We start from the raw sequence: 22,078 nt of genomic DNA, 5'->3' as shown, positions 1-22,078 counted from the left end.
GCTCCTCAGCGATTTGCCTGCAGTACGCGCAGGAAAAAGTCTTTTACTTCATCCAGCACCTTCATGCCGTCGTGGCCGACGTTTGGCACGATCTCTTGTTCCGCCTGCACGCCGTGTTCACGTAGGCTGTTGAGCAGCGCGGTATTACGTTCGATACGGGTAGCGCCGGCATCATTGCATCCCGGCAGATAGTACCGGCCGCCGGGCTGATGGGTGATCTCCCAGGTTTCCAGATCGACCTTGCCGACCACCAGCTGCACCGCCACCTCTTTTAAGGCGCGGTAATCCAGAGGCCTGCCAAAGATTTGCTCAAAGTTCTGCACCCCCGGCCACCAGGCCTTGCTGTCGTCCAGCAGCGTGACGGAACCCGGCGCGCCAATGGAGACCCCCAGCAGCTTTTCCGGGTGAATGTAGAGGAATCGATGGGCGAAATGACCGCCTCCCGAGTAGCCGAACAGCAGAAACTTGCCAAAGCCGTAATCCAGCAGCTCGCTCACTTCATCAATCATCGCCAGCAGCGCCAGGTCATAGCGAATATCCTGCTCAATGATGTATTTAAAGCCGTGTGAATTCCCATCCCCTAGCGGCCCAACGGGGAACAGAGGAGCCAGAACAACGCAGCGGTTGTAGCGGGCGAACTCGGTAAAAGCATCCCGATATTGCACCATCGAACGGCCGGTACCGTGCATCGCGACGACCAGGCGATAGCCGGTTTTGTCACCATCGAATCCGGGCGGGACGTACAGGCAGTACTGGAAGCGGGGATCGTGTCGGCTGGAAAAAATCGTCGTGCTGCCGCGATAGTAAAGCGCCTGGCTACGCCCGGCGGCATGCTCAGAATCATTCTTAATTACTGATAGTTGCATAAATTGTTTCTCGTTCATCGGCTGTTCAAAATTGATTCAAACACAAAACCAAAATTGGCGCCAATTTAATAAACAATTTATTAACAAAAGATCTGGTTCATGTCACAATTCAGCTTTGGGTCAGAGCAAAAGCCAATAGGCAGACGGTTTAAACTGGTGCCAAAGCCGGGAACCGTTCATTATCAGGCTGCAAAAAATCGCGGGAACCAGGACAAGGAGCTGAGGATATGATGCAAAGTAAAAGCACTCTGGTGCACGTTGCCAACCTGCTGGCGATGGACATTAATACCGGGGTTTTCCAGCCAGGCGCCTGGCTGAAACAGGTCGAACTGGCGGAACGCTATGAGTGTACGCGCAGCGATGTCCGCCGCGCCCTCGATCAGCTGGTCATTGAACGGCTGGTGCAGCATGTTCCCAATCGCGGATACCATGTTTATTCGCCCGACGTGCAGCAGCGCCGCAATATTTCGCGCATCCGCGCGGTGCTGGAGAGCGCATCGGCCAGCGATATAGTCGAGCATATCCAGCCCGCACAGCTAGCCGCGCTGCGCCAGAGCGCCGAATTGTTTGACCACTACACTCAGTTCGGCACCATCCTGCAGCAGTATGAATCCAACCTCGCCTTTCACCGCGCGCTGCTTGCCCCCTGCTCGAACAAAGACATGATTGAACTGATTTTCGAACTCCGCAGCCGGGTTCCCTCCGCGGCGCTGGGGCAATGGAACTCGCATGCGAGGATCGTCCAGTCTTCACAGGAACATTTCGCGATGGTCGAGGCGATAGAACGAGGCGACCCTTCAACCCTGGCGACGCTCCTGCGCCAGCATATCCTGCAGGACGACGATCTGCCGACGAACGCCCAGGCAGCGCCGCCTGCCCCAACGGCCGGCTCAATGCGATGAGACAAACGCGGAGGGCGTAACCGGGGCGGGCAGGGAAAAATTGCGCTTCATGCGCTCAACTTCACGCACCGGCGTCAGGCCAAAAAGCCGCTTAAACTCGCGGCTGAACTGAGAAATGCTCTCATAGCCGACCCGCACGCCGGCGGCGGAGGCGGTCAGGTTGTGGCGCAGCATCAGCAGCCGGGCCTGATGCAGGCGCGTTGATTTGAGGTACTGCATCGGCGAAGTGTTGGTTACCGCCTTGAAGTGGCTGTGAAAGGTCGGAACGCTCATCCCGACCTCTTTTGCCAGGGCGCTAACGTCAAGGCTCTCAGCGTATTGCGCATGGATTTTTCGGATCGCTTTCGCCACCTTGCCAAACTGGCCCTGCATCCGCAGGGCGCTGCGCAGCGCCGGTCCCTGCTCGCCGGTAAGTACCCGGTAATAAATCTCCCGCAGCATCGACGGTCCGAGCATTTCCGCATCCAGCGGCGAAGCCATAATCTGCAGAAAGCGTAACACCGAGCCGCCGACCTGCTCATCCATCAGGCTCGACATCATGCTTCGCGGCGCAGCGGCCGCCGACGTGCCGCGGCCGTCAAGCTCCAGCAGCAGATCGGCGGCTAAGGTGAAGTCCAGGCGAATGTAAATAGCCAGCATCGGCTCGGCTGCGCTGGCGTCGGTCTCCATGGTAAACGGCACCGGTACGGAGACCATCAGATAATGCCGGGCATCATACAAATAGACATCATTGCCGAGAAACCCCTGCTTTCTCCCCTGCACCACAATAACGATCCCCGGTTCGTATAAAACCGGCGTGCGCTGCAGCGGTCGGTTCGATCGCAAAAAGCGAACATCGGGCAGCGCAGTAAGGTTGTAGCCCTCCTGCGGAGTCAGGCGGTCCAGCAGCATCACCATTTTCCGGTCATCAGTCGTTGTCATAAAGCCTGCGTTAAAGAAGCGGGAACCTGCGAGAAGTGTGACACTCCCAGCCCGTCGCGTCCAGACGGCTCATAGGAACAGGCAAAGACTAAAGAGGATCGGGGCTACGCCATACCGCCGTTCGGCCCTATTCTGCCTGCTCAATTTAATGAAGGAGAAGCCGTATGCATTCAGCAAAACTATTTTTCATCACCGGCGTCAGCAGCGGATTTGGCCGGGCTCTGGCCGAAGAGGCGCTCAGCGCCGGGCATCGGGTGGTCGGAACGCTACGAAACGAGAGCGACCGGGCGCAGTTTGAGGCCCTGTCGCCGGGTCAGTGCTTTGGCAGGGTGCTGGATGTCACCGATTTTGCCGCCATCCCGCCGCTTGTTGATGCCGTAGAGCGGGAAATAGGCGCGGTTGACGTGCTGGTCAATAACGCCGGCTACGGTCACGAGGGGATCATGGAAGAGTCGCCGCTCGAGGATCTCGTGGCGCAATTCAACGTCAACGTATTTGGCGCGGTGGCGATGATTAAAGCTTTTGTACCCTGGTTCCGCGCGCGCCGCGCCGGTCACATTCTGAATATCACCTCAATGGGCGGATTCATCACCATGCCCGGCATCAGCTACTACTGCGGGAGTAAGTTCGCCCTGCAGGGTATTTCCGAAACCTTAACCAAAGAGCTTAAGCCCTTTAATATCGCGGTGACGGCGGTTCAGCCGGGATCGTTTCGCACCGACTGGGCCGGACGCTCAATGGTGCGCGCAGCCCGCAGCATTGACGATTACGACCGCAGCTTCGGCCCCATTCGCGAAACGCGGATGCAGCGCAGCGGCCACCAGCCGGGCGATCCTCGCAGGGCGGCGCGGGCAATGCTGGAGCTAATTAATCATCCGACCCCACCGACGTCGCTGTTGCTGGGGAGTGACGCGGTAACGTTTGTTAAAGAGAAGCTTCAGCAGATGAGCGCCGATATCGAAGCCTGGGAGGAGATCAGCCGCTCCACGGATGGCTAAAATACGCCGGGGTTCCGTCCAGGGAAGGACGCGAACCCGACCGCCGTTTAACGCTCCCCACCTCCTGCCCCTCTGCACAACCCCCTGCCGCGTGGCCCGACGTTTCGGCTAAACCCACATGATTAATGATAATACGAATGATCTTGATAATCATTATCATTGTTACATATAATTCTGAAAAAATACTCAGCATAAAAATAAATGCTAACAATAAAACAGAAAACGGATATTTATGTTTAATATGGAATGCTTGTTAAAATCTCTGGTTGTTAGCGGCGCGCTGGCCCTGACGGCATGCCACGGGGCCTCCTCGACGACGTCAGCCCCGGCTATCGCCCCGGTTCAGGACTGCACCTGCATTGTGGATACGGCCTCCGGCAGCACCCTGACGCCGGCACAGCTTATCGCCAGGATCCGCAGCGCCCCGATAGTCATCGTCGGCGAAGAGCACACCAACGTCCGCCATCATCAGATTGAGCAGTGGCTGCTAAAAAATCTGGCGCAATCCCGCCCTCAGGGCAGCGTGCTGCTGGAGATGATCGATATCAGCCAGCAGGAGGCGGTCAACCGGGTCAAGCAGGCCAGCGCAGCCGGAGCGCCGGTCAGCGCCACCCGCGCGGCGGAAACGATGCGCTGGAACAGCGGCTGGCCGTGGGATCTCTATCGTGACCTGGTGATGACGGCCCTCGAGGGCCCCTGGCCGCTGATGGCCGCCAACATCAGCCGCCAGCAGGTCAACGAGCTCTATCAGCGCCCCGCTTTCCCGCGCGGAGAGCGCTCTTCTCGCCCGCAGGTGCATGAAGCCCTGTCGGCTATCATCTTCCTGATGCACGACGGTCAAATCAGCGGCGAGCAGGTTACCGCGATGATGGCCATTCAGCAGAATCGCGATCGCTTTATGGCCAAACAGCTCATCCAGGCGCCGCGCCCGGCGCTGCTGATTGCCGGCGGCTACCATGCCGCCAAAGATGTCGGCGTCCCCCTGCATCTCGCCGATTTAGGCGCGGAGAAGCCGCTGGTGGTGATGCTCACCACCGACGGCACCAGCCTGACGGCCAAACAGGCTGACTATATCTGGCCCGTGCCGGCGGCAAAATGAAGAGCCCGATGAATACACGCGCGCCGTGGATAAAGGGCGCTGCAGGCAGCGTGCTGCTCCACGCGGCGCTGGTGCTGCCGTTTATGCTTCATTTTTCCCTCAGGCAGCCCGAGTCGACGCCCGCCGCGGTGATGATTGAATACGCGCCCGAGCTGGAGGTCTCCTTCATTCGCCCCGAGCTGCCGCCGGGCGTCAGCCAGCAGCGCAGGGTAGACGCCATGACCGAACGCGAGTCGCTCCATAATAAAGAGCTGCCGAAGCTGCGCGAGCACGAGGACGCTGAGCTTAAGCTGGCGGCAGCAACGCCGCAAAAAGAGCGCAAAAAGAGAACGGAAAGAAAGAAGAAATCGGCCCGGGAGCGTAAAGAAGAGAAGGGAAACTCGACCACCACCAGCCTGGCCGCCCCGCCGGTACAGTCCGTGCGGACGCAGCGCAGTGCGGCGCCGCTGGATACCGACGCCGCCAGCATCAGCCAGAGTAAAATCAGCTGGGAATCGCTGGTGAAGGGCAAAATCAACAAAATGCGCAACTACCCCGACGACGCCAGGCGGCGCAAACGCACCGGGACGGCCATTATCGCCTTCAGCGTCGATGAGCGCGGCGAAATACTCAGCACCCGGCTGGTCACCTCATCCGGCACGCTGTCGCTGGATCGGGCGGCGCTTATTGCGCTTGAAAGCGCCCGACCGCTGCCGCCGCCGCCAAAAGAGATGCTCAGAAACGGCGTCCAGAAGGTCACGCTTCCGGTGGAGTTTGGGCTATTAAAAATATAACCCTGGGCATTACCGGTATTAACCGCCGGCCGATTAATAAATTTAAATAGCGTCATTTAATTGATTCATTTCTGCATCACCGACCGCGGCAGGGAAATTAACCCTGCCGGTGGCGGAGCTTTTATTTTTTTATGCGCAATTTATCGCGCCGCGGTCGTTTGGCTGCGGCGGGTAATGTTGCTCATTTGCTGCGTTGATAAAATACAAAAACAGGATTTGATTATGGAAAAATCGCAAATCGCCAAAGGGATTATGGCCGGGCTTATTATCGTCCACGGCCATAGCTTTGCGGCAGAAACCGAGGGAGAGTCGGTCTTCTCTCCCCTCACGATTACCGATAACCCGCTGGCCGAGAAAAATCAGGTCGGCTCCTCTGAGGAGAGCTATACCCGCCCCGGAGCCTACAGTTCGCGTACGCTAAATAAAAACTTGCAGAGCCTGGATGCGTCGCTGCGCAGTATGGCGGGGACCTATACGCAAATCGATCCGCTGCAGGGTTCGATCAGCGTCAATATTCGCGGCATGAACGGACTGGGCCGGGTGAATACGATGGTCGATGGCGTGACCCAGACCTACTTTGGCATGGCGCCCGCCAACTATCACGGCGGTGCCAACACCGCCGCCGGCGTTCCGCTCGACCCGAACTTTCTTGCCGAAGTCGACGTGACGCGCGGCAGCAGCGCCGGCTCTCAGGGCGTTAACGCCCTCGCAGGCAGCGCCAATATGCGCACCATCGGCATCGATGACGTGCTGCGCGAGGGGCGCCAGACGGGGGTTCTTTCCCGTTTCTCGGTAGGCGATAACGGCCTTGGCCGCACCGGTATGGTGGCGGTTGCCGGCAAGACCGATACCTTCGAAAACGGCGGCGCCCTCGGCGCGCTGGTCGGCATCAGCGGTAGCCGAACCTATGCGACCTATAAAAACGGCGGCGGGCGCAGCAGCGAAGATTTTATCGGCGAAGATAATAAATATTTGCGCCAGGAGCCACGCTCCCAGCTTTATAAGCTGAACTTTAACCCGGACCAGTTCAATAAAATTGAGTTTTCCGGCCGTAATTACAGCAACAGCTTTACCCGGCGCGACATCACCAGCGACGATTACGCCCTGCGCTATAATTACGCCCCGCTGAACGAGCTGGTGGAATTAAACCTGCTGGCCAGCACCAGCCGCGGAAATCAGGCGTACAAGCCGGAATCGCTGTATAACTTCAACAGTTCTTCAACCACCAATAAATCCAACGCTATCGATATTAGCAACACCAGTCGATTTAAAATAAGTGAGGATCTGTTTACCGTATTCCAGGTTGGCGGCAAGTTAATGGATACCCGCTATACCCGGCGCTTTGAGCAGAATACTGAAACCGACCACAACGCCTTTGCTCCCGCCGGCAAGCAAAAGATATCGGCCCTGTACAGCAGCCTGACGCTGAACAAGGATATTTATCAGCTGGATCTCAATCTTAACTATACCCGCAGCCAGGTGACAGGCTTCAAGCCCGCCTGCGCGGACAATGAAAAGTGTTTCCCGCAGGGCGAGAGCCATCTCAATCTTGATGATAACAGCCTCAATCCTTCGGCGACGTTTTCGGCCCAGGTCACCCCGTGGCTGCAGCCCTTCGTCAGCTGGAGCCGCTCCTCCCGCGCGCCAAACGTCCAGGAGGTCTTCTTCGCTAACGAGGGCGGCGCCTCGATGAACCCGTTCCTCAAGCCGGAAAAAGCCCAGACCTGGGAGGCCGGTTTTAATATCAATAAGCAGGGCCTGCTGCACGAGCAGGACAGCTTTCATCTAAAGGCGCTGGCCTACCGCACGCGGATTAAGGATTACATTAACAGCGAGTCCTTCCTGCTGTGCAACAACGGTCAACTCTGCAAGGATTTCAACAACTCTCTGGGCGGCTTTAACGCCAACGTCTATGTCAACACCACCTCAGAGGTCACCAGCAAAGGTTACGAAATTGAGGCCGGATATGATATCGGCTTCGCCTACGCGAACCTCTCCTGGAGCAAGCAGCACACCGATCAGCCCACCTCGATCGCCAGCACGGTTTATAGCTTTGCCTACAGCGACCTCAGCGACCTGCCCGAAAGCTACGCCACGCTCGACGTCGGCGGCCGCCTCTTCGATCGCCGGTTAACCGTCGGCAGCCTGGTCAAGTTCACCGGTAAAACCAAACGCCTGAGCACCGAGGGATTCGGCGACGACAATACCGTACCGAAAGAGGGCATACCGAATATCCCGACCATCATCGACCTCTACAGCAGCTGGCAGGCGACCGACAACGTCCAGCTGCGCCTCAGCGTGCAGAACGTCACCAACCGCGATTACGCCGAAGCGCTGAACCGCATGAACCAGAGCCTCGATAACGCCCGGGAGGGGACGTCGGTGAATACCACCGCCCGCGGGCGAACCTGGATCTTCGGCGGGGAGATCCAGTTCTGAGTTAAAACCCGGTGCCGGATAAAGCCCTGGTTTTGTCCCGCGCCCTCACTGTTCATATCAGGAATAAAAAATGAATCGCTCCAACTTAAGCACACGACTGGGATGCCTGCTTATTGCGGCCCTCCTGCCGGCCTCGGCGTTAGCCATCGATCCACCGGCGCGCGAGACTTCACGCTTCGCCCTGAAAACCAATTATCTCGAGCAGGCGGATGAAGGGATTTACGAACTGGCTTTCGATAACGCCCATCAGTACGTCTTTGCGGCGGTAACCGATCGCGTGAACCGCGAGGCGAACAGAGGCTATCTATACGCCTTTAACCCGACGTCATTGAAAATTGAACATCGCTACGAGATGCCGTACCGGGCGTTTTCTCTGGCGATGAATCAGCCGCAGCATCGGCTCTATATCGGCCACACCCAGTCGGCCTCGCTGCGGATAAGCCTGCTGGATACCGCCACCGGGAAGCTAACCAAAACCAGCGACAGGCTCAGCTTTAAAACGCCTAACGCCGCCGATTCTCGCTTCGAGCATCTGCGCCATATGGTCTACAGCCAGGATGCCGATACCCTGTTCGTCAGCTACAGCAATATGTTGAAAACGGCGCAGGGTACGCAGCCGCTGCACAGGCTGCTGATGCTCGACGGCACCACGCTGGCGCTCAAAGGCGAGGTCAAAGAGGCTTATAAAGGCACGGCCTATGGGCTGACGCTCGATGAAAAAACGCAGAAAATCTACGTTGGCGGCCGGGATTACATCAACGAGATCGACGCGAAAAAGCAGCAGGTGCTGCGCACCATTGCCCTCAAGAACACGCAGCCGCGGCTTCCCAGCGCGCAGAATCTGGCGGTAGACGCCGACTCCGCCAGGGTCTTTGTCGTCGCCTTCGACCATGACGACCGCAGCGGCCCCCGCGACGGGCTCTATATTTTCGACCTGCGCGACGGCAGGCAGCTGGGCTACGTGCGTACCGGCGCCGGGGCCAACGCGGTAAGGTACAACCCGAAATATAACGAGCTCTACGTCACCAATTTCACCAGCGGCACCCTCAGCGTTGTCGATGCCACAACCTATGCCGTAACCCGTGAATTCCGCACGCCGGTCTATCCAAACCAGATGGTGCTATCGGCGGACGGGGATACTCTGTACGTCGGTATAAAGGAAGGATTTAACCGCGACTGGGATCCTGACGTATTTGTCGAAGGGGCTAAGGAACGCATCCTGCGCATCGATTTGCGCAAATCGTAGCCGACCGGCTCGCGCTCAGGGCCCGGCGGCCATTCGTTTTTAGCGCATGATGCCTCTTATCGGACGGGCGGCCTGAAAAGGCCGCCTTTTTACGTTATAGTGCTCCGGTGCCGGAAACGCCCTGTCCGTTTCTGATGCCATTCTGGCCATTTTCAAATACGACGGCCAACAGGCTGTTGTAAAACAGGAGTATACAAACATGCGCTTACTTCACACCATGCTGCGCGTTGGCGATCTGCAGCGTTCTATCGAGTTTTATACCAACGTGCTCGGCATGAAGTTGCTGCGTACCAGCGAAAACACCGAATATAAATATTCGCTGGCCTTCGTTGGCTACGGCGAGGAGAGCGATACGGCGGTTATCGAGCTGACCTACAACTGGGGCGTGGACAAATACGATCTCGGCAGCGCCTACGGCCATATCGCCCTGAGCGTGGATAATGCGGCAGAAGCCTGCGAGCGTATTCGCCAGAACGGCGGCAACGTCACCCGCGAAGCCGGCCCGGTTAAAGGCGGCACCACGGTTATCGCCTTCGTTGAAGATCCGGACGGTTACAAAATCGAGCTGATCGAAGAGAAAGACGCCGGAAAAGGCCTCGGCCACTAACGGTTTCGGGCGCCAATCGGCGCCCGCTGTTTTATCCCCTGACTGCTGCAAGGCACGGCAAAATTTGCCATAATGCGCGCTACTTTTTTCCAGTAAAGAGAATCTGATGTCCGAGAACGTTCAACTTAATGGTCTGTGCGACCGTTTTCGCGGTTTTTATCCTGTGGTTATCGATGTCGAAACCGCCGGGTTCAATGCCAAAACCGACGCCCTGCTTGAGATCGCTGCCATTACCTTGAAAATGGATGAGCAGGGTTGGTTGATGCCGGACGAAACGCTGCATTTTCATGTTGAACCTTTCGAGGGTGCGAACCTGCAGCCCGAAGCGCTGGCATTTAACGGCATCAACCCTAACGACCCTGAACGCGGCGCGGTGAGCGAGTACGACGCGCTGCACGCTATTTTCAAAATGGTCCGCAAGGGGATGAAGGACAGCGATTGTAATCGCGCCATCATGGTGGCGCACAACGCCACGTTCGATCTCAGCTTTACCATGGCTGCCGCCGAGCGCGCCGGGCTAAAACGCAATCCGTTCCACCCTTTCGTCACCTTTGATACCGCCGCACTGAGCGGGCTGGCGCTCGGTCAAACCGTGCTGTCCAAAGCCTGCCTCGCCGCCGGTATGGAGTTTGATGGCACCAAGGCGCACTCTGCGCTGTACGATACCGACCAGACTGCCCAGCTGTTCTGCGAGATAGTTAACCGCTGGAAGCGCCTTGGCGGATGGCCGCTGCCGCTGCCTGAAGCGGAATAAGAGACAAAAAAAAGCGACTTCATCGGAAGTCGCTTTTTTACGGGTAGCAAAATTATTCTGCTTTCGGCTCGTCAGTTTTATACTTCGCCGCCGTTTCTTTGATCAGCTGCTGGAGTTCACCGCGCTGATACATTTCAATCACGATGTCGCAACCGCCAACCAGCTCGCCATCAACCCACAGCTGCGGGAAGGTCGGCCAGTTTGCATACTTCGGCAGCTCCGCGCGGATGTCCGGGTTCTGCAGGATATCTACGTAGGCAAAGCGTTCGCCGCACGCGGAGAGCGCCTGCACGGTCTGAGCGGAAAAGCCGCAGCTTGGCAGTTTTGGCGATCCTTTCATGTACAGCAGGATCGGGTTTTCAGCGATTTGACGTTCGATTTTTTCTACGGTAGTGCTCATTGTCATGCTTCCTTAACTTCTATACGGCAGTAATTTGTCATTGTAGCGTCCTGAACGCAGGACAGATAATAACATTTTTTTCACTCTCTATATTTTATCTTCTGTGCCCAGAAGTTGCCTTATAAATATGACTTTATCAGCTGGCGCGCCGTTGCGCTGCGCACTTTCTGTACAAGGCGGTCAATGTCTGGCATATTTTTTTGCAATTGTTAATCAAACGACACTTTAGATACAAAAGTGAAAACAAAACACATAATACGCATATAAATCATAATGTTATAATAATAATAGATTAAAAAATACACTGCAGTTCACCACATTGCACCACAAATCCAGTCACTATTTATCAATAACTTAAGACCCTTTTGTGACCTGCCTACAGCAGCATTTTCCCTGCCGTGCCTCTTAGTTACGCCACAAAGCCATCAGTATCAAATCGGATAGTGACTACAACCGCCGACCAAGAGCTGATCGATATTCACGACCGCGGGCCGCTCGTACTGGTTCCAGAAGCCGCTCGTGAATGGATGAGACAGGATATTGGAGGTAAGGAAGCCGGGGAGATTGCCGCCGATGGAATTGTGTCTGCAAAACATTTCATCTGGCATACGGTATCGCGCACAGTTAGTAATATGAAAGACCAAAGCTGATTACCTAGCCTTAGATAAGAACCATAAAAAAAAACTTAAAAACAATGTGTTAAACAATCATTCATGACATAACAAATATAAATAGCAAGCGCCAACATTAAAAAGATTAAATTTTAGCCAGACATGGTAGACTAAAAAACATTCATTGAAAGGTTAATCATCATGTCATTTCTCGATTACGCAATGAAGCTCATCGGTGGAACGTCCACCGCCACCTGCCCCATCTGCGGCTTAAAATCCCCCCAGCCTGCATCAAAGATTCGGTTAAAGCAGGCAATGCTATGCCCGGGATGTAAGGCCCTTTTTGTCTCGCCACGCTAACCCCTTACGCCGGCTCACGTACAAATCGGTGTTCTATACTGAAATAAAGACCGGCAGCTGTTAAATCCCTGATGCCTTACGCCCATCCTGAGAGAACGTTTCTGAACTGATTTCGCAACTGCTCCTGCGCGTTAATGTCGCATCAGAGCAACGCTATGAAAATGAATCCCCGGGCATGGTTTAGCCGCTCCCGTATGTCTACGAAAGCCCCTGAACTGGTGCCGTCTCCTGCCAACGACTCAACAAGCGAAAATAGCTTGCGCTCTGAGCTGTTTTCGACGCCTCAGATGGAACGTTACGGCCAGAAACTGGCGCATACTCATAAGTTGTCGCCGGACAAGCTGCCTTACTATCTTCTTAAACGGCTGGGGGATAATGAGGCTGCGATCACGCAAAACTGTTATGCGCTCAATGCCGGGAAAAAATCGAGCATCATGCCCGCGGGTGAGTGGCTGCTTGATAATTACTACCTGATTGAGGAACAAATCCGCATTGTCCGCCAGCACCTGCCAAAAAGCTTTGGCAAAGGCCTCCCGTCCCTGGCATCGCCTCACCACTGCCCGCGCATTTACGATATTGCATCTAAAGCTATTGCCCACGGAGACGGGCGCTGGGATGTGGCCAGCCTGACCAGCTATATTGCGGCCTATCAACAGGTGACGCCGCTGACGTTAGGCGAGGTCTGGGCGCTACCGGGCATGCTGCGTCTGTCTCTAATCGAAAATCTGCGTCGCGTCAGTATGGAAGTAGTAAAAGCCCAGCAAGAGCGCAGCCTGGCAGATACATGGATTACGCGGATTTTCGAATGTGCCGAGAATACTCCGGCAGACTTAATCATGGTGGTCGCCGACATGGCGCGCGCGCGGCCGCCGCTGAGCAGTGCGTTTGTCGCAGAACTGGTACGCCGCCTGCAGGGGCGCGGCAATGCGCTGGCTCTGCCGCTGACCTGGGTGGACCAGCGTCTTGCTGAACAGGGCGTGACAACCGAGGTTCTCATTCACCGCTTCAATCAACAGCTTGCGGCCAGCCAGCTTTCCGTCAGCAACAGCATCGCGGGCTTGCGTTTGCTGAGCGAAACGAACTGGGCTGATTTCGCCGAGGCAATCAGCGTCGTAGAACAGACATTGCGTCTCGATCCTGCCGGCACCTATTCCCGTATGCACTTTGATACCCGGGATCATTACCGCCACGTCATCGAGATCCTGGCCAGAGACAGTCGTTTCAGCGAGTCAGAGGTAGCCAGCCGAGTACTGGCCCTTTCTGTGGAAAATGCGCCCGGCACGCCGGGGCATCATATTGGTTATTATCTGGCCGGTGGAGGCCGCGAGCTGCTGGAAGTACAGCTTTCCGCAGATACCTCAGGGCTGATACGCCTGCGGCATAGTTTCAACAAAATCCCCTTGTTGTCATGGCTTGGCAGCCTGAGCCTGCTGACGACAGCGGTGACGGCCGGAGTTTTGCACGAAACCGCGCAGCAGGGAATGGGCTGGATGCTGATACTTTTGGCATTGCCGCTTATTTTGGCGGTCAGTCAGTTAATGAACGATTTGTTGAGCGAAGCGACCACTCGCTTTCGAATACCCCGACCGCTGCCGCGAATGGATTTTTCCGCTGGAATTCCGGCTGATTGCGCGACCCTGGTAGTGGTCCCTTGTATGCTGACAAGTCACGAAAGCATCAGCAAGCTCCTCACCAGCCTGGAAGTGTGCTGGCTGGGTAATCAGAACGAAAACCTCCGCTTCGCCCTTCTCACCGATTTTGCCGATTCCGCCGTTGAAAAACCGCCAGAAAACAGCGGGCTGCTCAGACAGGCCATCGCGGAAACTGAGGATCTTAACCGCCGTTATCCAGCCAGCCGCCCACGCTTTTATCTTCTGCACCGACAGCCAGAATGGGCCCCCACGCAGGAAAAATGGATGGGTTATGAACGCAAACGGGGAAAGCTGGCGTTGCTGAACAACTGGTTGCGCCATCCCGCGGCACAATTTTCCAGCGTCGCAGATGCGCCAGCGCATCTGTTGCCGGGTCATATTAAATATGTCATCACCCTGGACAGCGATACGGTGTTACCGCGCGACACGGCGCATAAGCTGGTCGCGACAATGGCGCATCCGCTCAACCTGCCAGAGTATGATCCGCTACGGCAGAGGGTCGTCAAAGGGTACGGCATTTTACAGCCCGGGATGGCGGAGGAAATGCCGCGCAACGGACAGGGACGCTATGCCGCCATGCGCAGCAGCGTGCCGGGTAATAATCCCTATTCGATGATGTCTTCAGATATCTATCAGGATCTCTTCGGCGAAGGATCGTTCGTTGGTAAGGGCATTTATGACGTCGATATCTTTGTCCTGGCCACCGCCAACGCCTGCCCGGAAAATCTGGTCCTCAGCCATGATTTACTCGAAGGGTGCTACGCTCGCTCCGGGCTACTCAGTGAAGTTTTACTCTACGAGCAGTACCCGAACAACTATCTGTCAGACGTTGCCCGCCGCACCCGCTGGATCCGTGGCGACTGGCAGCTGCTTAACTGGCTCAGCCCGTACATCAGAAAGGCGGATGGAACCCGGGATAAAAACCCGCTATCGGCGCTTTCCTGCTGGAAGTTATTCGACAATTTACGCCGCAGTCTGGTCAGCCCGTCTTTGCTGACGCTTCTTTTTTGCTCCCTGCTGCTGGTCCCCAACCCGCTTTATTGGCTTGGCGCGCTGGCGCTGGTGTGGTTATTGCCTTCAGCGCTGAGTATCAGCCACGACCTTCTGCATAAACCGCTTCGTCGCCCTTTGCGGCTGCATATTCCACTCGTCGCGGCCGGGGCGCTGAAACGGTTTTCCCGTATCGGGCTCAATTTTGCGATACTGCCGCATGAGGCCGGATACTCATTGTACGCCATTGCCGTGACGCTCTGGCGTCTTGGCGTCAGTCAGCGCAATCTCATCCAGTGGACCAGCCACAGCCCCGACGGCCATCAGCCCGGCGTTTCGGTGATTCGTTTTTATCGGGCGATGTGGCTGAATGTTGTCGCCGGGGCGGCATTGACGATGATGACTTTTCATTTTTCCCCACGGCTTCTGACTATCGCTCTGCCCGTCGGCGTTCTATGGTGTCTGGCCCCCCTGCTGCTGAGCTGGCTAAGCCGCCAGCCTGAACGTAAGGCGATTTCGCTGAACCAGGAACAGAAGCAGCTGCTGCGTCAGACGAGTCGCGAAATCTGGGCCTTCTTTGAAACCTTTGCCACGGCAAAAGAGAACTGGCTTCCACCGGACAATTACCAGGAAATACCGCAGCCAACCATCGCACATCGCACCTCCCCCACCAATATCGGACTTTCCCTGATGGCCAACCTGACCGCCTGGGATTTTGGCTACCTGCCCGGGGGAGAGGTTTTACAGCGCGTGACGATGACTCTCGACTCAATGGATAAAATGGAACACTTCCGGGGCCATCTCTTTAACTGGTATGACACCCGCACGCTCGCGCCCCTCAGCCCACGCTATGTTTCGAGCGTTGACAGCGGCAATATGGCCGGCCATTTACTAACATTGCGCGAAGGCCTGTCCGCCATGCGTCATCAGCCGGTTTTGAACAGCGAGCAGATCCTGGCCGGACTGAACGATACGATAATCATTCTGGAAAAACACTGGGGTCAGAACGCGCCAACCGGTCTGCGACTGCTGCGCAAGCACTGCCTGAACGCAGCGTCGCTGCCTCCGGCGCAGCTGTTCAACGAACTTAAAAAAATGCGCGCCCAGTGTAACCATCTGACGACGCAGTGCGCTCAGGAGAGCAGCCTTGTGGTGCGCTGGACAGGACACCTTGAGCATCAGCTGGTGCAGCTTTGCCATGAATGGTCGCATTTGCTTGGCTGGATACCTCAGACGTATAGCGAACAGATGCTGCCGACATTGAGCTGGCTTGCCGGCGCGAGCTATTGCGGCGAAGGAACGCCTCCGGCATCGGCTACGGCGCTGGCCCGCATGCGGCTGAAGATTATCACTGAACTTGAACAGCGGCTGAACGATCATGCGAGAATGGATTTTGCTTTTCTGTACAGCGAGGCGACCAGCCTGCTCAGCGTCGGCTACAACTGTGATACGAACACACCCGATAAAAGCCATTACGATCTTCTGCCGTCTGAAATCCGTCTGACCAGTTTTCTCGCCATCGCGACTAACCAGCTGCCGTTAAAAAGCTGGTATGCCCTGGGACGGTTGTTCACCACCATTGACCATGAAACCGCGCTGATGTCGTGGAGCGGTTCGATGTTTGAATACCTGATGCCGAACCTGGTGATGCCCACCTGGCCCGGTAGCCTTCTCGATGAAATGAGCCAGTCCGCGGTTAAGCGTCAGATACGCTGGGGCAAAGAGCGTGGGGTGCCGTGGGGGGTATCGGAGTCCGGTTATCATGCTTTTGATGTTCAGCACAATTATCAGTATCAGGCATTTGGCGTACCGGGCCTCGGTCTGCGGCGAGGACTTGCTGACGATATGGTCATCGCCCCGTATGCGACACTGCTGGCGCTAACGATCTCTCCGCAGAAAGCCTGCGAGAATCTGCTCAGCCTGGAAAAAAACGGCGCGCGCGGCGAATACGGTTTTTATGAAGCGCTGGACTATACTCCCTCCCGCCTCGCAACCGGGCAGCTGTATGCCGTCGTGCAGTCCTGGATGGCGCACCATCAGGGGATGGCATTTCAGGCGCTGGCTCACGTGCTGCTTAACGCCCCGATGACGGAGCGATTCATGTCCAGTACCGTCTTCCGCTCGGCGAGCCTGCTGTTACAGGAGCGCGTGCCGGATGCGGTCGATCTCTACAGCCCGCGCCGTCATTTCGAATCCCATGAAGGAAGGGTCAAACCCGTTCGCTACGAACCGCGTATTTTCACCGGAGCAGATACGCCGGTGCCTGAAGTTCAGCTGTTGTCCAACAGTCATTACCATCTGATGTTGACCCCCGGTGGCGGTGGCTATAGCCGCTGGAACAATATTGCCCTCACGCGCTGGCGCAGCGATACGACCCGGGATAACTGGGGAGCATTCTGCTATATCCGCGATTCGCAAACGGGCGAAGTCTGGAGCAATACCTGGCATCCCACCGGCAAAGACGCCGATAACGGCGACGAGACGATCTTTACCGATGCCGGCGCTGAATACAGGCGTACTTTCGGATCGCTGAGTGTCAGAACCCAGATTGTGGTCTCCCCGGAAGATGATATTGAACTACGGAGGCTCACGCTGGTACACAGGGGGCGAATGCCGCGCGACCTTGAACTGACAACCTATTCCGAAGTGGTGCTGGCGTCCGACGCCAGCGATCGGGCCCATCCGGCATTCAGCAATTTATTCATCCAGACCGAGATTAACCCCGATCGTGACGCGATCCTGTGCCATCGCCGCCCGCGTTCGCTGGACGAACAGAACCCGTGCATGTTTCACATGGTGGTCGTGCATGGCAATAACAGTAAGAGCATCTCGTTTGAAACCGACAGGGCAGCATTTATTGGCCGCGGCAGAACCCCTTCAAATGCGCTGACAAGCGTAAAAAAAGGACCGCTCAGCAATACCTCGGGGGCCGTTCTTGATCCGATACTGGCGATTCGCCACGCTATCACGCTACTGCCGGGACAGCCCGTCACTATCGATATCGTTTACGGTATCAGCGAAAGCCGCCAGCACAGCCTGGCGTTGCTTGAAAAATACAGAGATCACCCCATCGCTGACCGCATCTTTGAACTGGCCTGGTCCCACAGTCTGGTGGTGTTACGCCAGATGAACGCCAGTGAAGATGATGCCACGCTGTTTAACCGTCTCGCCAGCGCGGTGCTTTACCCCTGTCACGAGCTGCGCGCCGACGGCCAGATTATCAGCCGTAACCGGCGAGGTCAGTCCGGCCTGTGGGGCTGGGCGATTTCAGGCGATCTGCCGATAGTGCTGTTCAGTATCACCAGCGAAGAGGGTATCGCCTCGGTAACAACACTTATTCAGGCGCACCGATACTGGCGCCAGAAAGGGCTGGAGGTCGATTTGGTGATCCTCAATGAGAGCCCTGGCGGTTACCAGCAGGCGCTGCAAAACCAGATTATGGATTTGATTTATGCCAGGTCGGGAGCCAGCCTGCTGGATAAATCAGGCGGGATTTTTGTCCGTAATGGCGAGCATCTCTCCGCCGAGGATAAGCAGCTTCTGATGAGCGTCGCCTGCCTGTACCTTGATGATCGAGCCGGTGGGCTAAGTGAACAGCTTAACCAGCGCATTCATACCCTAAAACCCCAGGCCAGGTTGCTAATTCCGCACCCTGCAGCGGAGGGCAATCGACATACCGACTGGACGCCTGATACCCATCAGCTGCGCCATTTCAATGGGCTCGGCGGCTTTTCTCAGGATGGTCGGGAGTATCAGATTGTCCTCAGGGAAAACGAGCCGACGCCAGCTCCGTGGTCAAATGTGCTGGCAAACGCCGATTTTGGCAGCGTTATCTCAGAGGCGGGACAGGCCTACAGCTGGTATGAAAATGCCCATGAATACCGCTTAACGCCCTGGGAAAACGATCCGGTGAGCGACCGCAGTGGTGAAGCCTTCTATCTGCGTGATGAAGAGAGCGGTGCGTGCTGGTCGCCGACGATACTGCCGGTGCGCGGCCACGGCGACTATTTGACCCGTCATGGTTTTGGCTACAGCGTGTTTGCCCACCGGGAGAGCGGGATAGACAGTGAGTTGACGATACTGGTCGCCGAACAGGCACCGGTTAAACTGGCGATCCTGACGCTCAGTAATAATTCGGGACGAACGCGTAAACTGTCCGTCACCGGCTATGCGGAGTGGACGCTTGGGGATTTACAAACCCGTTCGGCCTCCCATATCGTTACGTATCCAGTCAACATTTCTGGCGGTTGCGGGGTGATGGCCAACAACTTTTACGGCGCTAACGGCGGCGAGCGCACGGCATTTTTTGCCGTCAGCGGCTCCGACTGCTCGCTGACGGGCGACCGCCGCGAGTTTATTGGCCGAAACGGTTCATTGCAAAATCCGGACGCCATGAAGCTGCGCAGGCTCTCGGGTAAAACGGGGGCCGCGCTGGATCCCTGCGCAGCAGTACAATCCGCGGCCACGCTAATTGATGGCGACCAGAGAACGTTTATTTTTGTCCTTGGCGTGGATGAAAATCATAGCCGGGCTCAGGAGACCCTGGCCCGCTATCTGAATGAGGATACCGTCCGCCAGGAGCTGAACAACGTTCACCGCTATTGGCATCACGTACTCGATAAAATGGTGGTCAATACCCCGGACACCTCCGTGAACTTACTGGTCAACGGGTGGTTGCTGTACCAGACGATAGCCAGTCGCCTTATGGCGCGTAGCGGTTACTATCAGTCCGGCGGCGCATTTGGTTTTCGCGATCAGCTGCAGGATACGCTGGCGCTCAGTCACGCCGCCCCGGAAAGGATGCGCGAACAGATAGTGCTGTGCGCAACACGACAGTTTGTTGAGGGAGACGTGCAACACTGGTGGCACCCTCCTCACGGTAACGGCGTGCGTACATGCTGTTCGGATGACTATCTCTGGCTCCCGCTCGCAGTCTGTCACTATGTCGAAACGATCGGGGACACGGAAATACTGGAATTGAATATTCCTTATCTGCAAGGTCGCCCGCTCCATCCGGGTGAAGAGTCCGTCTACGACACGCCGGTCATCAGCAGCACCGAAGAGACGCTATGGTTACACTGCGTCAAAGCTATTCAGCATGGATTACGCTTCGGGCAGCACGGTCTCCCGCTGATGGGGGCCGGCGACTGGAATGACGGGATGAACCAGGTTGGCATTGAGGGGAAAGGTGAAAGCGTCTGGCTGGGCTTCTTCCTGTACGATATTTTACAACGCTTCGCTTCGCTTGCCGATCGGCGACAGGATGCCAGCGTCGCTTCAATGTGTCGTTCAGAGGCGCTGCGCCTGCAAAAAAATCTCGAAACCTCGGCATGGGACGGTGAATGGTACCGGCGAGGATATTTTGACGACGGTACTCCCCTGGGCTCAAAAGCGTCGCAAGACTGTCGAATTGATGCGATTGCGCAAAGCTGGTCGGTACTGTCCGGGGTCGCCAGCCGGGCGCGTAGCGTCATGGCGATGCAGGCGCTGGATAAGCATCTGGTGGATAACGAGGCCGGGCTAATCAAACTGTTAACGCCACCTTTCGATGGGCACGGGCTGAATCCGGGATATATCCAGGGCTATCTGCCAGGAGTGCGGGAGAACGGGGGGCAGTATACTCATGGCGCCATCTGGGCGGTGATGGCGTTTGCCCGGATGGGGAATGCAGAACGCGCGTGGCAGCTGTGGTCAATGATCAACCCGATAAACCACACGCTGGATGCCTGTGAAGTGGAAAGATATAAAGCGGAGCCCTACGTCATGAGCGCTGATGTGTACAGCGTCGCGCCGCATACGGGTCGTGCCGGATGGAGCTGGTATACCGGTTCCGCAGGCTGGGCATACCGTTTGTTGACAGAGGAGCTGCTGGGGATAAAACGTTGCGGTACTTCCCTTACCGTTCATTCTCTGTTGCCGGACAACTGGCCGTCGTTTTCCATGACATATCAGTACGGCGACAGTCAGTATCACATTAGCGTTTCACGTGGCGTCGGGAAATACCAGGCCACTCTGGACGGCATCATCCTCCCCGATGACAGCATTCCGCTGATGGATGACGGACAATTCCATACCATTGATATCATTCAGAACTGACGCTGGCTTAGCGTGCGCATTAACGTCTGCCGTTAGTGCGCTGATTGTCCCGGAGAACATCAATTGCGGTCTTCATCGCGGTTTTGTCATCCCTTCTTTTTTGTTTGTCCTGCATCACCTGCAGGTACTCAAGCAACGTCCGGGTGTTAATGGGGCGCCCCTGTTTGCCGACGGCCAGCACGGCTTCACCAAGGATAATTTTCACTGGCGGCAATTGCGCCGGGTACCAGTCGAGGATGTCTTCTGATTTCATTATAAATTTCTCACGGAAGGGTATTATATCACAAATCACCTAGGTGGTCTGCGGGTCTGACTTGCTGATTTAGTAATAAATCCACATAACATTATCTAAATAATCTTGTTTAAAGGCGTATAATGAATATTACATTCCATAGAGTATCAATTTATGTCTTATACAAATGGACTCAGGCATTTTAAAGAAAGACCCGTTCACGTGGCTTGCCCGGTATGTGCCCACCGGGCCGATCAGAAAGCAGGTAAATTACGGAAAAATGCGGTTCTGGAGTGCCCTGCCTGTGGGCTATTATTCAGACCATCAGAATGTTGGTGTATTGGTGGCTGATCAGCACTTTCGCATTTGAACAATACAGAGTACTAAAACAGCTTATCACTGAGATGAAGGAAGGTTTATGAAAAGCAGGAAAGATGTTTTTATTGAAGGGGATATCATTGCCAGCCGTGTTCTTGGAGACGTAAACCAACCTTTCTGCATCCATAGAGTCAGGTTCAGCAATGATAAATATGCGATTATTCGGGCAGCAACGGGGTTATGCTTCCATACCGGGGGAGTAATTGAACGGCATGATAATGCATGGTTTTACAACCAAGTTAAAATTCGTTTGTTCGGCTTTGAATACCTTGGTGAAAAGGAGTCCATCAGACAATTCTTTGAAAACTCTTGACACATAACCTTCAAACCGAAGATTATTCCCTGAAAATGTGTTATTAAAATTTTAAATTAATTGGTTTATCTTTCTAAATTTAGATGTGCGAGCATTATAAAAATTGTCGTGTAACGTCACATCTTAATTCATCCAATCATCCTCTTAAATAATTACATTTCAATTCATTACAAAAACATATGACATTTCAGTTAAACACCTGTCGGTTCATCAATCTATAGCAACCGGGCCAAGATATAATCATGTCCTTTTGCTTGAAATACGGTTCTCAGGTGAGCATCCTTACCCCGCAGGGAAATATTTGTAAATGGTCTTCACACCTACCCCGATCAGGTCGGCCACCTGCTGCCGGGTCGCGCCGTTATCCAGCATTCGTCGCGCCTGCTCGACAACCTCCGGAGTCATCACCCTCCGGCGGCCACCGTTCCCGATCGTGGCGGA

Annotated in this window: 16 protein-coding genes and 2 pseudogenes; 13 read left to right on the top strand and 5 right to left on the bottom strand. The window is 55.6% G+C overall.

Features of this window, described 5'->3' with window-relative positions; all coding sequences use genetic code 11:
• Positions 1-5: 5 nt before the first annotated feature.
• A complete protein-coding gene (locus tag M2416_RS08580) occupies positions 6-866 on the bottom strand; it encodes an alpha/beta hydrolase (protein WP_076946919.1) in 861 nt (286 codons plus the stop codon).
• 227 nt (positions 867-1,093) lie between these two features.
• Between M2416_RS08580 and M2416_RS08575 the strand changes: the two genes are divergently transcribed.
• Positions 1,094-1,768, top strand: a complete 675-nt coding sequence (locus M2416_RS08575; RefSeq protein WP_076946788.1) for a GntR family transcriptional regulator — start codon at positions 1,094-1,096, stop codon at positions 1,766-1,768.
• Here the strand turns inward: M2416_RS08575 and M2416_RS08570 are convergent.
• Positions 1,757-2,689 (bottom strand): AraC family transcriptional regulator, encoded by a 933-nt coding sequence (locus M2416_RS08570; RefSeq protein WP_076946787.1) that lies wholly within the window; start codon positions 2,687-2,689, stop codon positions 1,757-1,759. The two genes, M2416_RS08575 and M2416_RS08570, sit on opposite strands and share 12 nt — an antisense overlap.
• Positions 2,690-2,853: 164 nt before the next feature.
• Between M2416_RS08570 and M2416_RS08565 the strand changes: the two genes are divergently transcribed.
• From M2416_RS08565 to rnt, 7 genes are all read left to right on the top strand, one after another.
• Positions 2,854-3,687 (top strand): oxidoreductase, encoded by an 834-nt coding sequence (locus tag M2416_RS08565; protein ID WP_076946786.1) that lies wholly within the window; start codon positions 2,854-2,856, stop codon positions 3,685-3,687.
• 250 nt (positions 3,688-3,937) lie between these two features.
• Positions 3,938-4,786, top strand: a complete 849-nt coding sequence (locus tag M2416_RS08560; RefSeq protein ID WP_405047858.1) for a ChaN family lipoprotein — start codon at positions 3,938-3,940, stop codon at positions 4,784-4,786.
• An 8-nt stretch (positions 4,787-4,794) separates the two neighbouring features.
• Positions 4,795-5,559, top strand: a complete 765-nt coding sequence (locus tag M2416_RS08555) for an energy transducer TonB (protein ID WP_259223304.1) — start codon at positions 4,795-4,797, stop codon at positions 5,557-5,559.
• A 222-nt stretch (positions 5,560-5,781) separates the two neighbouring features.
• Positions 5,782-7,998: a TonB-dependent receptor domain-containing protein gene (locus M2416_RS08550; protein ID WP_259223303.1), complete on the top strand. Its 2,217-nt coding sequence runs from the start codon at positions 5,782-5,784 to the stop codon at positions 7,996-7,998.
• Between the two features lie 70 nt (positions 7,999-8,068).
• Positions 8,069-9,244 (top strand): YncE family protein, encoded by a 1,176-nt coding sequence (locus M2416_RS08545; protein WP_134526368.1) that lies wholly within the window; start codon positions 8,069-8,071, stop codon positions 9,242-9,244.
• A 199-nt stretch (positions 9,245-9,443) separates the two neighbouring features.
• A complete protein-coding gene (gene gloA, locus M2416_RS08540; RefSeq protein ID WP_041147656.1) occupies positions 9,444-9,851 on the top strand; it encodes a lactoylglutathione lyase in 408 nt (135 codons plus the stop codon).
• 106 nt (positions 9,852-9,957) lie between these two features.
• On the top strand, positions 9,958-10,605 hold the full coding sequence (rnt, locus tag M2416_RS08535) for a ribonuclease T (protein WP_041145850.1): 648 nt from the start codon (positions 9,958-9,960) through the stop codon (positions 10,603-10,605).
• 52 nt (positions 10,606-10,657) lie between these two features.
• Here rnt and M2416_RS08530 read toward each other — a convergent pair whose 3' ends face one another.
• Complete coding sequence (locus M2416_RS08530) at positions 10,658-11,005, bottom strand: Grx4 family monothiol glutaredoxin (protein WP_041145851.1); 348 nt, start codon at positions 11,003-11,005, stop codon at positions 10,658-10,660.
• A 434-nt stretch (positions 11,006-11,439) separates the two neighbouring features.
• Between M2416_RS08530 and M2416_RS08525 the strand changes: the two are divergent.
• The 3 genes and pseudogenes from M2416_RS08525 to M2416_RS08515 form a co-directional block, all read left to right on the top strand.
• Positions 11,440-11,655, top strand: a pseudogene (locus M2416_RS08525) (SOS response-associated peptidase family protein); the annotation flags it as partial.
• A gap of 162 nt (positions 11,656-11,817) precedes the next feature.
• Positions 11,818-11,976: a YnfU family zinc-binding protein gene (locus tag M2416_RS08520; RefSeq protein WP_218029263.1), complete on the top strand. Its 159-nt coding sequence runs from the start codon at positions 11,818-11,820 to the stop codon at positions 11,974-11,976.
• Positions 11,977-12,131: 155 nt separating this feature from the next.
• Positions 12,132-20,714, top strand: coding sequence for a glycoside hydrolase family 94 protein (locus M2416_RS08515; protein ID WP_134526374.1), 8,583 nt, complete (start codon positions 12,132-12,134; stop codon positions 20,712-20,714).
• Between the two features lie 19 nt (positions 20,715-20,733).
• Here the strand turns inward: M2416_RS08515 and M2416_RS08510 are convergent, their stop codons facing one another.
• Positions 20,734-20,967 carry a hypothetical protein gene (locus M2416_RS08510; RefSeq protein ID WP_095096819.1) on the bottom strand — a complete coding sequence of 78 codons (234 nt, stop codon included), beginning with the start codon at positions 20,965-20,967 and terminating at the stop codon, positions 20,734-20,736.
• 153 nt (positions 20,968-21,120) lie between these two features.
• On the opposite strand from M2416_RS08510, the gene M2416_RS26975 reads away from it, so the two are divergent.
• Complete coding sequence (locus tag M2416_RS26975) at positions 21,121-21,297, top strand: YnfU family zinc-binding protein (RefSeq protein WP_218029264.1); 177 nt, start codon at positions 21,121-21,123, stop codon at positions 21,295-21,297.
• Between the two features lie 67 nt (positions 21,298-21,364).
• Positions 21,365-21,637 carry a hypothetical protein gene (locus M2416_RS08505; RefSeq protein WP_123552194.1) on the top strand — a complete coding sequence of 91 codons (273 nt, stop codon included), beginning with the start codon at positions 21,365-21,367 and terminating at the stop codon, positions 21,635-21,637.
• Positions 21,638-21,919: 282 nt separating this feature from the next.
• Here the strand turns inward: M2416_RS08505 and M2416_RS08500 are convergent.
• Positions 21,920-22,060 (bottom strand): annotated as a pseudogene (locus tag M2416_RS08500) (helix-turn-helix domain-containing protein); the annotation flags it as partial.
• Positions 22,061-22,078: the final 18 nt, after the last annotated feature.

The sequence above is a fragment of the Klebsiella sp. BIGb0132 genome (genome assembly GCF_024810075.1).
GTDB classification, from domain to species: Bacteria; Pseudomonadota; Gammaproteobacteria; order Enterobacterales; family Enterobacteriaceae; genus Klebsiella; species Klebsiella terrigena.
Note: the sequence above shows the minus strand (reverse complement) of the source record. Positions and strands in the feature narration are given on the sequence as shown.